Here is a 16,324-nt window from a genome sequence, read left to right as displayed (position 1 = left end):
AGGGTGGATCGGTGGCGCCCGCACCCCGGCGCCGAAGCGGCAGCGCCGAGACGAACGGATGGAGCACCCTGTGCCTGGAGACAACCTCACCCGGAGCGAAGCGCAGGAGCGCGCCTCGCTGATCCAGGTCGACGCCTACGACGTCGCCCTCGACCTCACGCGGGGGGCCGAGACCTTCCGCAGCACCACGACCGTGCGCTTCACGGCGACGGAGGGGGCGTCCTCCTTCATCGACGCGATCACGAGGACCGTGCACTCGGTCACGCTGAACGGCGTCGAGCTGGACCCGGCCGACGTCGCCGACGGCGTGCGGATCCGCCTCGACTCGCTGGCGGCCGAGAACGTGCTGCGCGTCGACGCCGACGCGCTCTACACGAACACGGGCGAGGGCCTGCACCGCTTCGTCGACCCGGTCGACGGCGAGGTCTACCTGTACTCGCAGTTCGAGGTCCCCGACTCGCGCCGCGTCTTCGCGGTGTTCGAGCAGCCCGACCTCAAGGCCGCCTTCTCCTTCACGGTGACCGCGCCCGCCGCCTGGCAGGTCGTCTCCAACCAGCCGACCCCCGAGCCCGTGCCCGCCGGCGACGGCGTCGCGACCTGGAGCTTCGAGCCCACCCCGCGGATCTCCTCGTACATCACCGCGCTCATCGCGGGCCCCTACGTCGTCGAGACCCACTCGCTGGTCTCCTCCGACGGCCGCACCGTCCCGCTCGGCGTCTTCGCCCGCGCCTCGCTCGCGCCGTTCCTCGACGCGGACTACGTCTTCGAGAAGACCAAGCAGGGCTTCGCCTTCTACGAGGAGAAGTTCGGGGTGCCGTACCCGTTCGCGAAGTACGACCAGCTCTTCGTCCCCGAGTTCAACGCCGGCGCGATGGAGAACGCGGGAGCGGTCACCTTCACCGAGACCTACGTCTTCCGCTCCAAGGTGACCGACGCGGTCAAGGAGCGCCGGGTCGTCACGATCCTGCACGAGCTCGCGCACATGTGGTTCGGCGACCTGGTGACCATGAAGTGGTGGAACGACCTCTGGCTGAACGAGTCGTTCGCCGAGTACGCCTCCACCCTCGCGACCGCCGAGGCGACCGAGTGGACCGAGGCCTGGACCACCTTCGCCGCGATGGAGAAGAGCTGGGCCTACCGCCAGGACCAGCTGCCCTCGACGCACCCGATCGTCGCGACGATCAACGACCTCGAGGACGTCCAGGTCAACTTCGACGGCATCACCTACGCCAAGGGCGCCTCGGTGCTCAAGCAGCTGGTGGCGTGGGTCGGCGAGAAGGAGTTCCTCGCCGGCGTGCACGAGTACTTCGTGAAGCACGCGTTCTCGAACACCGAGCTGCGCGACCTGCTGGTCGAGCTCGAGGCGACCAGCGGCCGCGACCTGTCCGAGTGGTCGGCGCAGTGGCTCGAGACGGCCGGCGTGAACACGCTCCGCCCGGAGATCGTGGTCGACGAGGAGGGCGCCATCGCCTCGTTCGCGATCCTGCAGAGCGCGGTCGCCGACTACCCGACCATCCGCCCGCACCGCCTCGCGATCGGCCTCTACGACTTCGAGGGCGACCGCCTCGTGCGCATCGACCGCCTCGAGCTCGACGTGGACGGCGAGCGCACCGAGGTGCCCGAGCTGATCGGCCGCACCCGCCCCGCGCTGGTGCTGCTCAACGACGACGACCTCGCCTACGCGAAGATCCGGCTGGACGACGTCTCGCTCGCCGTCGCGATCGAGCACCTCGCGAGCATCAGCAGCCCGCTCGCGCGCTCGCTGGTCTGGGGCTCGGTCTGGGATGCGACCCGCGACGCCGAGTCGGCGCCGCGCGACTTCGTCCGCCTCGTGCTCGGCAACATCGCGACCGAGACGGAGTCGACGACGCTGCGCACGGTCCTCGGCCAGCTGGTCAGCACCGCCTCGCAGTACGTCGCGCCGGAGCACCGCGACGAGGTCCTCGCGGAGGTGGGCGACCGGCTGTGGACGCTCGCGCAGGGCGCCGAGGCCGGCAGCGACGCGCAGTTCCAGTTCGTGAAGGTGCTCGCCGCCGTCGCCACGACGCCCGCCCACCTGGACGCGGTGCAGGCGCTGCGCGACGGGACCACGACGCTGCCGGGGCTCGAGATCGATACCGACCTCTCCTGGGAGCTCCTCATCGCTCTCGTGGCCGGCGGGCGGGCGGACGCGTCGGACATCGACGCGGCCCTCGCTGCCGACAACACCGCGACGGGAGCGCAGTCCGCGGCGAACGCCCGCGCAGCGATCCCGACGGCGGAGGCCAAGCGCGCGGCCTGGGACTCGGTGACGCTCGACGACTCGGCGCCGAACACCATCGTGCGTGCGACGGGGCTCGGCTTCCAGCACACCAGCGACCCCGCCGTCCTCGAGGCGATGGTGCCGGTGTACTTCGACGCCCTCCGCTCACTGTGGGACGCGAAGAGCTACAAGATCGCCGAGTACCTCGTCGTCGGCTTCTACCCGGCGGCGACGCCGACGCCCGCGATCGTCGACGCCACCCGCGCGTGGCTCGACGCGAACCCCGATGTCCCGGCGCTGCGTCGGCTCGTCATCGAGAACCTGGCCGGCGTCGAGCGCGCCCTGCGCGCGCAGGAGCGCGACGCAGCGCTCTGAGCGCGACAGCCCTGCTGATCGAGTAGCGCGCGCAGCGCGCGTATCGAGATCCCCCGTCACCAGGAGGAGCGGGTCTCGATACGCCGCTGCGCGGCTACTCGACCAGCATGCGGGGGGGGGGGCTAGCGCTCCGGGACAGCGCGCCGGGCCGGGCCGGCGTACGCAGACAGCGGGCGGATGAGCGCGTTCGAGGCGCGCTGCTCCAGGACGTGCGCGGTCCAGCCGACGACGCGGGCGGCGACGAACAGCGGTGTGAAGAGCTCCGTGTCGAAGCCCATCAGGCGGTAGGCCGGACCGGACGGGTAGTCGAGGTTCGGCAGGATGCCCGTGCGCTCGGCCATCTCGGCGGCCAGCGCGTCGTAGAGCTCGAGCATGTCGTCCGCCCCGGCCCGCTCCGCCACCCGCCGGAGCGCTGCTTCCATCGTCGGCACGCGCGAGTCGCCCGACTTGTAGACGCGGTGGCCGAAGCCCATCACCTTGCGCTTCGCCCCGAGCGCCTCCGCCAGCCAGGCCCGTGCGCGGGGACCCGCCTCCGGCCCCAGGCCGATCTCGTCGAAGACGTGCAGAACGGCCTCGTTCGCGCCGCCGTGCAGCGGCCCCTTCAGCGCGCCGACCGCCGCCGTCACGGCCGAGTGGACGTCCGAGAGCGTCGAGGTGACGACGCGAGCCGTGAACGTCGAGGCGTTGAACGAGTGCTCGGCGTACAGCACCAGGGACACTCGAAAGGCGTCGACGACCACCGGGTGGGGCAGCTCGCCGAAGGTCATCCAGAGGAAGTTCTCCGAGTAGTCGAGATCGTCGCGCGCGGCGATCGGCTCCTGCCCGTGCCGGCGGCGCTGGATCGCGGCGACGACGGCGGGCAGCACCGCCCAGAGCCGCATCGAGCGCCCCAGGACCGCCTCAGGCGACTCGTCCTCGGGGTCAGTCTCGAGCGCGCCGAGGACGCTCACCGCCGTGCGCACCACGTCCATCGGATGCGCCGTCACCGGCAGCAGGTCGACCACCGCGCGCACCTCCGGCGCCGGCTCCCGGTGCGCGCGCTCGAAGGCGCGGAGCTCCTCGGTCTCGGCCGGAGTCGGCAGCTCGCCCTTCCACAGCAGCCAGGACACCTCCTCGAAGGAGCAGGACGCCGCCAGCTCCTGCACCGGATAGCCGCGGTACAGCAGCGAATTCGACTCCGGGTCGACCTTCGAGATCGCCGTGGTGTCGACGACGACCCCCACGAGTCCCTTGCGGATGTCCTGCTCGGTGGTGCTCATCGCTCGCTCCTTCGCGATCGGATCGGCGGCCGGAGCCGCCGGGGTGGGTCGTGGCTCAGGCGCCGTGGTGGCCGGCGAGGCTGAAGTCGAAGACGCCCTCGTCGAAGCGGCTGTAGGACGAGTAGTCGAGCAGCTCGTAGAGCTCGGCCCGCGTCTGCATCCCGGCGACCTCGGACTGCAGCGAGCCCTCGGCCTTCAGCGCGTCGAGCGCGCGCATCGCCGCGCCCATCGCGATGCGGAGCAGCGACACCGGGTAGATCACGATGTTCACCCCGACGTCGGCGAGCTGCTGCGTCGTGAAGAGCTCGCTCTTGCCGAACTCGGTCATGTTCGCCAGGACCGGGACGTCGATCGCGGCGCGGACGGCCTCGAACTCGCTGAGGTCGCGCATCGCCTCGGGGAAGATCGCGTCGGCCCCGGCGTCGACGAGGCGCTTCGCCCGGTCGATCGCGGCCTGCAGCCCGTCGAGGGCGCGGATGTCGGTGCGGGCCATGATCACGAGACCCGGATCGCGGCGGGCGTCGACCGCGGCGGCGATGCGCCGCACGGAGGTGCTCTCGTCGACGACGGCCTTCCCGTCGAGGTGTCCGCAGCGCTTGGGATTGACCTGGTCCTCGATGTGCAGGGCCGTCACTCCGGCGTCCTCTAGCATCTGCACGGTGCGCGCGACGTTGAGGGGCTCGCCGAAGCCGGTGTCCGCGTCGATCAGGACGGGCAGGTCGGTCATCCGCGCGATCTGCTGGCCGCGGCCCGCGACCTCGCTCAGCGTGGTCAGGCCGATGTCCGGCAGGCCGAGCTCGGCCGACAGCACCGCACCCGACACGTAGACGCCGTCGAAGCCCTTCTCCTCGATCAGCCGCGCCGACAGCGGGGTGAACGCCCCCGGCAGCTGCAGCAGCTCGCCGGTCGCGAGCCGCTCGCGGAAGAGGCGGCGCTTCTCGGCGGGAGTCCGGGTGGAGTGGAGCATCGGGCGTCCTTCCCCTGGGGCGGAGTTCGGGAGCGGAGTGCGGGGGCCGGGCCGGCCCTCGTCGAATCTATCCCCCGGACGCCGCCCGGCGGCGTTCCGGCGTCACCGGAGCCGGCCAGCGCGCGTCCCTTAACCTGGACGGGATGCTGCTACTCGAGACCTCCACCCCAGACCCCGTCGCCGCGACCATCTCCTTCTTCGACTCCGAGCTCTTCTGGAAGAGCGTCGCCGTCCTCGCGATCGTGCTCGGCGCCCTGCTGGCCCGGGTCATCGCGCACTTCGTCGTCGGGCGCGTCGTCGATCAGATCGTCTCGGGGGTGAAGAAGCGCCAGCGCGTCGAGGACACCCAGGCCATCGCCGCCTCGCCCCTCGCCGCGGTCCGGGTCGTGCAGCGCACGAGGACCCTCGGCTCGATCCTCAACAACATCAGCTCGATCCTCATCGTGGTCATCGCCGTCGTGATGATCGTGAACACCATCGACAACACCCTGATCGGCTCCTTCGCGCTGCTCACGGCCGCGCTCGGCGCCGGCCTCGGTTTCGGCGCGCAGAACATCGTCAAGGACGTCCTCAACGGCCTGTTCATGGTCGCGGAGGACCAGCTCGGCGTCGGCGACGTCGTCGACACCGGCCAGGCCACGGGAGTGGTCGAGAACGTCGGCGTGCGGATCACCCAGATCCGCGACGTCAACGGCACGCTCTGGTTCGTGCGCAACGGCGAGATCGTCCGCGTCGGCAACATGTCGCAGGGCTGGTCGCGAGTGATCATCGACCTGGCCGTGCCCTACGAGACGGACCTCGAATCCGTGCAGAGCACGATCCTCAGCACCGCGAACGAGCTCGCCTCGAGCAGCCGCTGGCGGGCGCGGATCATCGACAAGCCCGAGCTCTGGGGCCTCGAGTCGATCGCCGACGACGCGCTGGTCATCCGCGTGGTGTTGAAGACCCGCACCACCGCGAAGGACGACGTCGCGCGCGAGCTCCGCATCCGCCTCAAGCGCGCCCTGGACAGCCTCGACGTCAAGCTGCCCTCGCTCAGCGCGGTGGTGCTCAGCGGCTTCGAGGGCGCGACGAGCGTCGGGGGCGTGAAGGGACCGCGCACGACGCCGACCGCCACGGTCACGACCGAGCACGGGAAGCCGGTGCGCCTGCCGCGCGCTCTGCGCAAGCCGAAGGCACCGCCGGCGCCCGAGCAGGCGCCGCCCGCTCAGCGACCGCAGGACGGCGGCTCCGTGCCGCCCCAATCGGGACCGCGCTCGTGAGCGGGCTGCAGATCGGCGGCACTTCCCCGATGCGCTCGTTCTGGGAGCACCTCGGCGGGCGACCGACCTTCGAGCGCCTCGTGCGCCGCTTCTACGAGGGTGTCCGCGAGGACGAGGTGCTCTGGCCGATGTACCCCGAGCACGACCTCGAGGGCGCGATCCAGCGGCTCACCGGCTTCCTCGAGCAGTACTGGGGCGGCCCCGGCACCTACAGCCAGGAGCGCGGGCACCCGCGCCTGCGGATGCGGCACCAGCCCTTCAAGGTGAACCCGGAGGCCCGCGACCACTGGCTCGCGCACATGCGGGTCGCGGTCGACGAGCTGGAGCTGGCTCCGGCCGACGACGCGATGCTCTGGGACTACCTGGAGCGCGCTGCGCACGCGATGGTCAACACCTTCGAGGAGTAGCGCTCGGCGCTTCCCGCCGGCCCGAGATCAGGCGGGGGTGCGGACGAGCACGTGCCCGCGCCGCGAGGTGAGCCGCCGCCACTGGCCGCTCTCGAGCAGTGCGACGGGGTCGTCGGCACCGAGGAATCCGAGTGCGAAGAGCGCGAAGGCGGCGCCCGCCGGGACGTCCTCGAGACCGTCGAGCGGACGGCCCCAGACGGTCGAGCGCACGCGGCCGACGATCTGCTCGCCGGTCTCGGAGCCGACCGCCGCGGCGATCTCGTCAATGCCGTCGCGGGCGACCTTCTCGAGGAACGACGGGTCGACCGGCTCGCGCCGCTGCCAGCCGCCGCGCGGCGGCGAGATGCCGGCCCAGGCGCCCGCCGTGGCGTCGTCTCCGTCGGGCAGCACGACCGGCTTGCCGTCCGCTCCCCCGGGCTCCCACTGCAGGCGGGCGAGCCGGTCGGAGAGGGCGCGGATCTGCACCACCCGGTCGAAGGCGGTCGGCTCGTCGAGCGCGAAGACGCGCAGGCCGAGCACCGTCGAGGAGCGGTCGAGCAGGCCGCGCGGCTGGAGGATGGCGGTGTACGCGGCCAGGACGCGATCCTGCGCGAGCAGGCGCACGGCGCCGTCCTCGACACGCGCGGACCGGCCGAGGAACACGCGCAGATCGGAGAGGCTGGGCGGATCCGCCAGGGAGAAGGACGACATCATCGCGTCGATAAACTTACCCGAGGCCGCTCTCCTGATCGGCAGACACCCCGGAGGTCCCGTGTCCGATCCGCTCTCCTCGTTCCTCACCGCCCTCGATCTCGTCGACACGGGCGCGCGCACCAGCGAGGACATCTCCACCGGTCCCTCGCAGTGGATGCCGGAGGGCCGCGTCTTCGGCGGCCAGGTGCTGGCGCAGTCGCTGATCGCGGCCGGACGCACCGTCGAGGAGCGCAGCGTGCACTCGATGCACGGCTACTTCCTCCGCCCGGGCGATGTCTCGCAGCCGATCACCTTCTCGGTCGACCGGATCCACGACGGCCGCTCGTTCGCCACCCGGCGGACGCAGGCCTATCAGAACGGGGCGCCGATCCTCTCGATGATCGCGTCGTTCCAGACCGAGGACGAGGGCCTGGACCACCAGACGCCGATGCCGGAGGGCGTGCCCGATCCGGAGTCGCTGCCGAGCACCGCCGAGGTGCTGAAGGGCGTCGACCATCCGGTCGGCAGCTTCTGGGCCACTCAGCGGCCGTTCGACGTCCGCCACGTCGAGCAGCCGGTGTACCTCCGCGCCGATCCGAGCCGCACGGCGCACCAGTGCGTCTGGATGCGCGCGCTCGGCCCGCTGCCGGACGACGCGCTGCTGCACCGCGCCGCGCTCGCCTACGCGAGCGACTACACGATCCTCGAGTCGACGCTGCGGCGGCACGGCGCGGCCTGGATCACCCCGGGACTGCGCATCGCGAGCCTCGACCACGCGATGTGGTGGCACCGCCCCGCGCGCGTCGACGAGTGGCTGCTCTACGTGCAGGAGTCGCCGAGCGCCTCCGGTGGCCGCGGGCTCTCGCTCGGCCGGATCTACTCCCGGGACGGCCGCCTGGTGGCGAGCGTCGCCCAGGAGGGGATGGTCCGCGTCCCGCTCGGCTGAGCGGTCCGGCTCGCGCCGGTCCCGCCCGCCGGACGGGACGGGGTCAGCTCCGCTTGGAGAAGGCGACGGGCTCCTCGACGTACGGCGCCCAGACCTCGCGGAGCTCCTCCGGGATGCGCTCCGGGCGACCCGTGGCAGCGGTCACCATGACGAGCGTCGTCGCGGCCTTCGTGTAGAGCACGCGCGGCTCGACGCCGGTCGGCGAGTACAGCTCGTAGCAGACCTCGAGGCTCGCGCCGCCGATCCGCCCGATCCACAGCTCGATGTCGAGCGGAGCGCGCATGTACGGGATCGGTGCGAGGTACTCGATCTCCTGCCGCGCGATCAGGCTGATGGTGCGCGCACCCGGCCGGGCGTCGAGCACCGCCGTCGCCATGCCGCCCGCCTCAGGGGAGTCGGGGCGCCAGAACGCCTGGATGCGCGCCTCCTCGAGCAGGCGCAGCATCTCGGCGTTGTTGACGTGCGCGTAGGCGTCGAAGTCCGACCAGCGCAGCGGGATGGCGACGTGCAGGCGCATCAGTCGCGGGTGAGCTTGCGGTACGCGGAGCGGTGCGGCTTCGCCGCGTCCGGACCGAGGCGCTCGATCTTGTTCTGCTCGTACGACTCGAAGTTGCCCTCGAACCAGTACCAGTTGGCCGGGTCCTCCTCGGTGCCCTCGTAGGAGAGGATGTGCGTCGCGATCCGGTCGAGGAACCAGCGATCGTGGGTGATCACCACGGCGCAGCCGGGGAACTCGAGCAGCGCGTTCTCGAGGCTGCCGAGCGTCTCGATGTCCAGGTCGTTGGTGGGCTCGTCGAGCAGGAGCAGGTTGCCGCCCTGCTTGAGCGTCAGCGCCAGGTTGAGGCGGTTGCGCTCACCACCGGAGAGGATGCCGGCGCGCTTCTGCTGGTCCGGGCCCTTGAAGCCGAACTGCGAGACGTAGGCCCGCGAGGGGATCTCGGTCTTGCCGACCTGGATGTAGTCGTGTCCGTCGGAGACGACCTCCCACAGGTTCTTGTTCGGGTCGATGCCGCCGCGGGTCTGGTCGACGTAGGAGATGTCGACGGTGTCGCCGATCTTCAGGTCGCCCGAGTCGAGCGGCTCGAAGCCGACGATCGTCTTGAAGAGCGTGGTCTTGCCGACGCCGTTCGGGCCGATGACGCCGACGATGCCGTTGCGCGGCAGGGTGAAGCTGAGGTCGTCGATCAGGACGCGGTCGCCGAAGGACTTGTGCAGCTTCTTCGCGTCGATGACCTGCGAGCCCAGGCGCGGGCCGACCGGGATGACGATCTCCTCGAAGTCGAGGACGCGCGTCTTCTCCGCCTCCGCCGCCATCTCCTCGTAGCGCGCGAGGCGCGACTTCGACTTGGTCTGGCGGCCCTTCGCGTTGCTGCGGACCCACTCGAGCTCGGTGGTCAGGCGCTTGGCGAGCTTCGCGTCCTTCTTGCCCTGCACCTCGAGGCGGGCGCTCTTCTTCTCGAGATAGGTCGAGTAGTTGCCCTCGTAGGGGTAGAGGTGACCGCGGTCGACCTCGGCGATCCACTCCGCGACGTTGTCGAGGAAGTACCGGTCGTGGGTGACGGCGAGGACGGCGCCGGGGTACTTGGAGAGGAACTGCTCGAGCCAGAGCACGCTCTCGGCGTCCAGGTGGTTGGTGGGCTCGTCCAGCAGCAGCAGGTCGGGCTTCTGCAGCAGGAGCTTCGTCAGCGCGACGCGGCGCTTCTCGCCACCGGAGAGGCTGGTGACGGGAGAGTCCCCCGGCGGGGTGCGCAGCGCGTCCATCGCCTGCTCGAGCTGGGAGTCGAGGTCCCAGGCGTCGGCGGCGTCGATGGCCTCCTGCAGAGTGCCCATCTCGGCGAGGAGGGTGTCGAAGTCGGCGTCCGGGTCGGCCATCGCCAGCGAGATCTCGTTGAAGCGGTCGATCTTGCCCTTGATCTCGCCGACGCCCTCCTGGACGTTCTCGAGCACCGTCTTCGTCTCGTCGAGCTCCGGCTCCTGCATCAGGATGCCGACGGTGTAACCCGGGCTCAGCCGCGCCTCGCCGTTGCTCGGGGTGTCGAGCCCCGCCATGATCTTCAGGATCGTCGACTTGCCGGCGCCGTTCGGGCCGACCACGCCGATCTTCGCCCCGGGCAGGAACGACATCGTGACGTCGTCCAGGATCAGCTTGTCGCCGACCGCCTTGCGGGCGCGCACCATCGAGTAAATGTATTCAGCCACTTCAGTCCCTCAACCGCTCGTACGTTCTCGGAGCCCCGCTCTCCGCCGCGGGCGTCCCGTTCGTCGGGTGCCCCTCGGCCGGAATGTCGCCGGTGATCGACCACCGCACGCGGGAGCGCGGGCGGGAAGGTCGGAGGCCGGGCCGGTACCGAGGATACCGGCTGGACGCGCGGAGCGTTCGGCTCGCTGCTCCGGCTCCGGCCGGCGGCTCAGCCGTCGAGGGGGACGGTGCTGCCGATGAGGCAGGCGCCGGTCGCGATCGGAGCCGCGACCGCAGTACGGACGCCGTCCACCTTCGGCCCGTACTGCCCGATGAGGCAGGCGTCGCTCGCCTTCACCGAGACCTGGACGGAGTCGGCCTCGAGGCCGACCGAGGTCTCGTCGGCTGTGAGCTGCATCGACTCCTTCGCGAAGCCGGCGGCCACGAGAGCGTCGACGACGCTCCGGCCGGGCGTCTCCGGATCGGAGCCGGCGGCGGCGGTGACGATCTCGCGGAAGAAGGGGAGGTTCTCCTCGGCGGTGCCGCCGGGCACCAGCGCGACAGGGGCGGCGGGCTCCTCGGTGGACGGGGCGGCCGACGCCGACGGGCTCTCGGCGGCCGACGGCGCGGTGGGCGCCGTGCAGCCGGCGATCCCGGTCAGCAGCGCGAGCACCGCTCCCGCTCGCAGGCCGGCGCGGACGACGGTCCGTGTGCTCACTCGAATCCCTCCCGCGGCGGCCGGACGCGCGCCGAACGCCGCGTCAGAACGGGGCGTCGGCCGAGTCTAACGAGGCCTCGGACGGCTCCGACGCGGAGGCGCGCGCTGCGCCCCAGTCGCCGCCGGAGGACGCGGAGGTCGCGCCCTCGACGGCGACCGGCGCGTCCGGGCTCCAGCCGCTCGCGCTGCTCGTGGCCGCTTCAGGCGCGGCCGCCTCGGGGGCCGCCGCCTTCGCCCGCCCGACCGTCCGGGTGCAGCGGGTCGTGCCCCAGGCCAGGTCGTGGCCGAGGCCCTCGGCGATCACGCTGACGTCGGTCCCCGTCTTGCCGCCGGACTCCCACGAGCGGACGGAGAGGCGCCCGGTGACGAGGACGCGATCGCCGCGCGCGAGCGAGGCCAGGGCGTTGCCGGCCAGCCCGTTGAAGGCGTTCACGGTGTACCAGTTGGTCGAGCCGTCCACCCAGCGCTGAGTGGAGCGGTCGTAGCGTCGCTGGGCGGACGCCAGGCGGAAGGTCGTCATCGCGGTGCCGCTCGCCGTGTCGACGCTGCGCGGCTCGGTGCCGATGACTCCGATGACGGTCAAGGTGTCGGTCATGCTGCTGTCCTCTCCTCGGTCGCCGCCACGGGCGGCGCTCCTCTGCTCCCGGCGCGACTGCGACGGGGACGCCGCCCGGGCGGAGGGGGCCGGAACCACCCGGGCGACGCAGGGACAGTGTCGCGACGAAGGGCCCGCCTCCGTGCTGGAGGCGGGCCCTTCGGTGGAGACCGGGCGACATCGTCGCCTGGGGAGGAGAGCTAGGAGGCGAGGATGTACTTCGAGTACGACTTGCGGATCTTGTTCACCTTCGGCAGCGCCACCGCGAGGCAGTAGCCCTGGCCGGGGTTCTTGGCGAAGAAGTCCTGGTGGTAGTCCTCGGCCTCGTGATAGACGCCCAGCGGCGCGATCTCGGTGACGATCGGGCCGTCCCACCACTCCGAGGCGCGGTCGCGGGCGGCCTCGAACAGCTCCTTCTCCTCGTCGGAGGAGTAGTACATGGCCGAGCGGTACTGGGTCCCGACGTCGTTGCCCTGGCGGTTGAGCTGCCGCGGGTCGTGCAGCGTGAAGAACACGTCGAGGATCACCTGCTCCGGGACGACATCGGGGTCGAAGGTGACGGCGACGGCCTCCGCGTGCCCGGTGCGGCCCGTGCAGACGGACTCGTAGTCGGGGTTCGGGGTCGATCCGCCGGTGTAGCCGGAGACGACGTCGGTCACGCCGTCGAGGACGCGGTAGACGGCGTCCAGACACCAGAAGCATCCTCCGGCGAGTACGAATGTGCGCATTGCGTGTGACTCACTTCCTGTCGCATCGACGCGGCCGGGGTGCCGGGCACGTCTCTCGATCCAACACCTCCGGGGCTGTGCGCATTCCGCACGGCTCGGGCGCTGGAATAGAGTCGGCGCGTGAGCTACGACGCCGCCCCCGACCGCTACGACGCCATGGACTACCGACGCGCTGGACGGAGCGGGCTGAAGCTGCCCGCCCTCTCGCTCGGCCTCTGGCACAACTTCGGATCCGACCGCCCTCTCGACACCCAGCGCGCGATCCTGCGCCGCGCGTTCGATCTGGGGATCACCCACTTCGACCTCGCGAACAACTACGGCCCGCCGTACGGCGCCGCCGAGACGGCGTTCGGTCGCCTGTTCGCCGAGGACTTCCGCCCTTACCGCGACGAGATGATCATCTCCTCCAAGGCCGGCTACGACATGTGGCCCGGCCCGTACGGCGACGGCGGCTCGCGGAAGTACCTGCTCTCCTCGCTCGATCAGAGCCTGACCCGGCTCGGACTCGACCACGTCGACGTGTTCTACTCGCACCGCCCCGACGCCGAGACGCCGATCGAGGAGACGATGGGCGCGCTGGTCTCGGCCGTCGAGCAGGGCAAGGCGCTCTACGTCGGCATCTCGAACTACAGCCCGGAGCAGACCCGTGCCGCCGAGGCCGCCCTGGCCGGCAGCGGGGTGCGCCTGCTGCTGCACCAGCCGCGCTACTCCCTCTTCGACCGCCACATCGAGGACGGCCTCTTCCCGGTCCTCGACGAGATCGGCACGGGCTGCATCGTCTTCTCGCCGCTCGCGCAGGGGTTGCTGACCGACCGCTACCTCGACGGCACGGTCCCGGCGGGATCCCGCGCGGCGACCTCGCGCTTCCTCTCCTCCGACCGGATCGACGAGAAGTACCTCGAGCGCGCCCGCGGTCTGAACGCGATCGCCGAGGGCCGCGGCCAGACCCTCGCGCAGCTCGCCCTGAGCTGGGTCCTGCGCGTGCCGACGGTCACGAGCGCCATCATCGGCGCTTCGAGCGTCGCCCAGCTCGAGCAGAACGTCGCGGCCCTCGAGGCCGGACCGCTGACCGAGTCGGAGACCGCCGCGATCGAGGAGTTCGCGGTGCACGGGACGTCGCTGAACTGACGCTCCCGGCTGACGTCGCCGAACCGACCGCCGCGGGTCGGCGGCGATGTCGGTGGTCGCTCGTAGTCTGCGAGAGCACTCGGCCGGTGGGTGCCCCGCATTCGACGACCAGCAGGAGGAAGCAGTGTCTCTCACCACCCTTCACGCCACCCGCGTCCCGCCCACCCTCACCCGCGTGAACGCCCGCCTCTGGCGCGTGAGCACCGGAGCCGGCTCGATCGTCGGCCACGTCGAGCTCGTCGAGGGCCCGCAGGGCGAGAAGTACCGCGCCCGACTGCTGCGCGCGGGCATGCCGGCCGGCGCCGAGATCGGCGAGTTCTGGAGCGTCGAGGACGCCGTCGAGGTCTTCCGGGTGGCCTGAGCCCCCGCTCGGCGCGCCGATCCCCCGGGGGTCGGCGCGCCTGACCGGTGTGCCGCCGGGCCCCGGGCTAACGTTCGGCTCATGCAGTGGTGGAACGAATTCGTGACCTGGGTCCAGACGGCCGAAGGGCGCCAGTCGGTGTTCGTCGGCGCACTCGTCCTCCTCGCCGTGATCATCGGGGTGATCGTGGCCGCGCTCGTCCTCCGCTCGGCGATCGCGCGCCTCATCCGGCAGCAGGAGCACGAGCGCAAGAACGCGGTCATCGCGACGCTGATCGATGCCGCGGTCGACGCCTCCGCCTGGAACGTGCTCAGCCAGTCCGAGCGCATCCTGAGCGATCGAGCCGCCGCGCAGGCCGAGACGCACCTCCGCCTGCTCCCCGTCAAGGGCTCGGGAGTCGCCGCCAACTGGGCCGCGCACGAGCTCGCCGACCTCAAGCACACCTCGTCGACCGGCGGGTACCAGACGCAGGCGAGCGTCGGCGAGTTCCGCGACCGCCTCGTGCTCTGGCGCGACAAGCCGAACCGCGCCCGGAAGGCGTTCCTCGCCGACCTCGAGCGCTGGCGCTTCTCGGAGACCTCGCGCCCCGAGGCCACGAAGACCTCCGGCTCGACGGAGGGCTCGGCCGACCGCGCCCCGGAGCCCGTCCGCCCGACCCCTGCTGCCGCTACTGCGACCCCGGTGGTCGTCGGTGCCGGCTCGAGCACCGAGCCGACCATCGCCTTCGAGCGGCCGTCGACGCCGACCATCGTCCTGCCGCCCGCCTCCGACGGCCCGCACAACGACGAAACGCGCCGACTTCTCGCCGACGTCGACCGCCTCGACGTCCCGTCGCGCGAGCGGCCCGTCGAGGAGCTGCCGCCCGTCGAGCAGCGCGCCACGAGCACGGAGGCGGACTCCGCGGAGGAGCCGGACGAGTCCTCGGCCGAGCGCGATCAGAGCGCCGCGACCAGCCGGCCGGCCGAGTAGCCGTCCCGAGCAAGAAGAGAAGGCCCCGATCGCGAGTGCGATCGGGGCCTTCTCCGTGGTGCAGTTCGTACGCCTCAGACGTGCGCATCTCGAGCACGAGCGACTCGACCGACCAGCACAGCGAGGGGCGCCGCGATGATCGTCCACGCGACGGCGATTCCGCCGAGAATGGCGAGGAGCAACATGGTCGTACCTCCGTTTCTTACGTCGTTGTAATTCCGGTGCACGATCAGCCTAGGGGCGGGTGGAGGGGCGGAACGGCTGATGCGGCGAAACACGCCGGTGTTGCTCAGATATCTGCACTGTGCTATCGCCGTCCGGACCGCGAGCCCGCGTCCGGGGGACCTGCCGACCCGCGTCCGGGTGGCACGAGCGGAAGGGGCTCGACGGAGAGGATCCGACGGGCGGGCGGAGCGATCGCCGCGGTCGTCGTGAAGAGGAAGTGCCCCCGGCAGGACTCGAACCTGCGACCGTCAGATTAGAAGGCTGCTGCTCTATCCGCTGAGCTACGGGGGCGTCTCGCCAGGCTACTACGGCGCCTCCACCAGGCGGTCTCGCCACGGCGCCGGCAGCAGGGCCGGGTCAGGCGCCCTGCACGAGACCCAGCACGCCGACGACCAACGAGACGACGGCGAGCAGCAGCGAGATCCCGATCAGGATCGTGTGGACGCGGAGGAAGGTCGTGGCGCGGCCGGAGGCGTCGCGGGCCCGCGGGTCCTTGCGCACCCGGCGGAGGAACGGCGGCCAGACGACGGCGTTCCAGACGGCGTTGGCGATCAGCAGCACGCAGACGAGGATCATCACGGAGAACGAGTCTAGGAGGCGCTCCCCGCCGCCGCGGTCGTGTCGGTGGCCGCGGATAGACTTCGGCGCATGAGTAGCGCCCCCGACCGTCTTGTCTGGATCGACTGCGAGATGACGGGACTCGACCTCGCCGTCGACGAGCTCGTCGAGATCGCCGTGATCGTCACCGACTTCGATCTCGAACCCCTCGACGAGGGGCTGTCGATCGTCATCCGCCCCGACGCGTCGGCGCTGGAGAACATGGGCGACTTCGTCCGGAACATGCACGAGACGTCGGGCCTCCTGAAGGAGATCCCGGACGGCGTGAGCGTCGCCGAGGCCGAGTACGAGGTCCTCGAGTACGTGCTCAAGCACGTCCCCGCCGAGCAGCAGGCGCCGCTCGCCGGCAACTCGATCGGCACCGACCGGGCGTTCCTGGTCAAGTTCATGCCGCGTCTCGACGCGCACCTGCACTACCGCAACGTCGACGTCTCGACCGTGAAGGAGCTGGCCCGCCGCTGGTTCCCGCGCATCTACTTCAACGCCCCGGCCAAGCACGGCGGCCACCGCGCCCTCGCGGACATCCTCGAGAGCATCCGCGAGCTCCGCTTCTACCGCCGGGCCGTCTTCGTCCCCGAGCCGGGCCCCACCTCCGCCGAGGTGCAGGCCGTCTCGGCCGCCGTCGTGGACGAGTTCGCCTCGCGGATGTAGTACTCTCGTACAGTTGCTTCGC

The 16,324-nt window shown here is 71.2% G+C and carries 17 protein-coding genes and 1 tRNA gene; 8 read left to right on the top strand and 10 right to left on the bottom strand.

The features are described from left to right. Window positions 1-70 precede the first annotated feature (70 nt). Complete coding sequence (gene pepN, locus EDF17_RS06890; RefSeq protein ID WP_123445788.1) at window positions 71-2,617, top strand: aminopeptidase N; 2,547 nt, start codon at window positions 71-73, stop codon at window positions 2,615-2,617. 122 nt (window positions 2,618-2,739) lie between these two features. On the opposite strand, the gene EDF17_RS06885 is transcribed toward pepN, so the two are convergent. Next, the gene (locus EDF17_RS06885) at window positions 2,740-3,876 is read right to left on the bottom strand and encodes a bifunctional 2-methylcitrate synthase/citrate synthase (protein ID WP_123445787.1); all 1,137 of its coding nucleotides are present in this window, start codon (window positions 3,874-3,876) and stop codon (window positions 2,740-2,742) included. 55 nt (window positions 3,877-3,931) lie between these two features. Then, window positions 3,932-4,843 carry a methylisocitrate lyase gene (prpB, locus tag EDF17_RS06880; protein WP_123445786.1) on the bottom strand — a complete coding sequence of 304 codons (912 nt, stop codon included), beginning with the start codon at window positions 4,841-4,843 and terminating at the stop codon, window positions 3,932-3,934. A 143-nt stretch (window positions 4,844-4,986) separates the two neighbouring features. Between prpB and EDF17_RS06875 the strand changes: the two genes are divergently transcribed. After that, complete coding sequence (locus EDF17_RS06875) at window positions 4,987-6,105, top strand: mechanosensitive ion channel domain-containing protein (protein WP_123445785.1); 1,119 nt, start codon at window positions 4,987-4,989, stop codon at window positions 6,103-6,105. A 29-nt stretch (window positions 6,106-6,134) separates the two neighbouring features. Next, on the top strand, window positions 6,135-6,512 hold the full coding sequence (locus tag EDF17_RS06870; RefSeq protein ID WP_123446018.1) for a globin: 378 nt from the start codon (window positions 6,135-6,137) through the stop codon (window positions 6,510-6,512). Between the two features lie 27 nt (window positions 6,513-6,539). On the opposite strand, the gene EDF17_RS06865 is transcribed toward EDF17_RS06870, so the two are convergent. Then, window positions 6,540-7,202 (bottom strand): hypothetical protein, encoded by a 663-nt coding sequence (locus tag EDF17_RS06865; RefSeq protein WP_311316437.1) that lies wholly within the window; start codon window positions 7,200-7,202, stop codon window positions 6,540-6,542. A 61-nt stretch (window positions 7,203-7,263) separates the two neighbouring features. Between EDF17_RS06865 and EDF17_RS06860 the strand changes: the two genes are divergently transcribed. Beyond that, window positions 7,264-8,130, top strand: a complete 867-nt coding sequence (locus tag EDF17_RS06860; RefSeq protein WP_185019959.1) for an acyl-CoA thioesterase II — start codon at window positions 7,264-7,266, stop codon at window positions 8,128-8,130. A gap of 43 nt (window positions 8,131-8,173) precedes the next feature. Here EDF17_RS06860 and EDF17_RS06855 read toward each other — a convergent pair whose 3' ends face one another. The 5 genes from EDF17_RS06855 to msrA all read right to left on the bottom strand — a co-directional run bounded on the left by EDF17_RS06855 (window position 8,174) and on the right by msrA (window position 12,350). Then, a complete protein-coding gene (locus EDF17_RS06855) occupies window positions 8,174-8,647 on the bottom strand; it encodes a thioesterase family protein (protein ID WP_123445783.1) in 474 nt (157 codons plus the stop codon). Beyond that, window positions 8,647-10,329: an energy-dependent translational throttle protein EttA gene (gene ettA / locus EDF17_RS06850; RefSeq protein ID WP_123445782.1), complete on the bottom strand. Its 1,683-nt coding sequence runs from the start codon at window positions 10,327-10,329 to the stop codon at window positions 8,647-8,649. The genes EDF17_RS06855 and ettA overlap by 1 nt, the downstream gene beginning before the upstream one ends. Window positions 10,330-10,538: 209 nt before the next feature. Continuing rightward, on the bottom strand, window positions 10,539-11,027 hold the full coding sequence (locus tag EDF17_RS06845; protein ID WP_123445781.1) for a hypothetical protein: 489 nt from the start codon (window positions 11,025-11,027) through the stop codon (window positions 10,539-10,541). A 43-nt stretch (window positions 11,028-11,070) separates the two neighbouring features. Then, complete coding sequence (locus tag EDF17_RS06840) at window positions 11,071-11,622, bottom strand: single-stranded DNA-binding protein (RefSeq protein ID WP_123445780.1); 552 nt, start codon at window positions 11,620-11,622, stop codon at window positions 11,071-11,073. A 200-nt stretch (window positions 11,623-11,822) separates the two neighbouring features. Then, a complete protein-coding gene (msrA, locus tag EDF17_RS06835; RefSeq protein WP_123445779.1) occupies window positions 11,823-12,350 on the bottom strand; it encodes a peptide-methionine (S)-S-oxide reductase MsrA in 528 nt (175 codons plus the stop codon). Window positions 12,351-12,470: 120 nt separating this feature from the next. Here msrA and EDF17_RS06830 point away from each other — a divergent pair, with 120 nt between their 5' ends. From EDF17_RS06830 to EDF17_RS06820, 3 genes are all read left to right on the top strand, one after another. After that, window positions 12,471-13,478, top strand: coding sequence for an aldo/keto reductase (locus EDF17_RS06830; protein WP_123445778.1), 1,008 nt, complete (start codon window positions 12,471-12,473; stop codon window positions 13,476-13,478). 124 nt (window positions 13,479-13,602) lie between these two features. Then, window positions 13,603-13,839 (top strand): hypothetical protein, encoded by a 237-nt coding sequence (locus EDF17_RS06825; RefSeq protein ID WP_123445777.1) that lies wholly within the window; start codon window positions 13,603-13,605, stop codon window positions 13,837-13,839. An 81-nt stretch (window positions 13,840-13,920) separates the two neighbouring features. Further along, window positions 13,921-14,808 (top strand): hypothetical protein, encoded by an 888-nt coding sequence (locus tag EDF17_RS06820; protein WP_133671928.1) that lies wholly within the window; start codon window positions 13,921-13,923, stop codon window positions 14,806-14,808. Between the two features lie 443 nt (window positions 14,809-15,251). Here EDF17_RS06820 and EDF17_RS06815 read toward each other — a convergent pair. Both EDF17_RS06815 and EDF17_RS06810 read right to left on the bottom strand, forming a co-directional pair. After that, window positions 15,252-15,324 (bottom strand) — tRNA-Arg (locus EDF17_RS06815). A 66-nt stretch (window positions 15,325-15,390) separates the two neighbouring features. After that, window positions 15,391-15,609 (bottom strand): hypothetical protein, encoded by a 219-nt coding sequence (locus tag EDF17_RS06810; RefSeq protein WP_123445775.1) that lies wholly within the window; start codon window positions 15,607-15,609, stop codon window positions 15,391-15,393. Between the two features lie 72 nt (window positions 15,610-15,681). Here EDF17_RS06810 and orn point away from each other — a divergent pair, with 72 nt between their 5' ends. Further along, window positions 15,682-16,302, top strand: a complete 621-nt coding sequence (gene orn / locus EDF17_RS06805) for an oligoribonuclease (RefSeq protein WP_123445774.1) — start codon at window positions 15,682-15,684, stop codon at window positions 16,300-16,302. The last annotated feature ends 22 nt before the right edge of the window (window positions 16,303-16,324 follow it).

The sequence above is a fragment of the Rathayibacter sp. PhB1 genome (assembly GCF_004362935.1).
GTDB classification, from domain to species: Bacteria; Actinomycetota; Actinomycetes; order Actinomycetales; family Microbacteriaceae; genus Rathayibacter; species Rathayibacter festucae.
The sequence above is the reverse complement of the archived record's forward strand: the minus strand, read 5'-3'. Positions and strand labels throughout refer to the sequence as shown.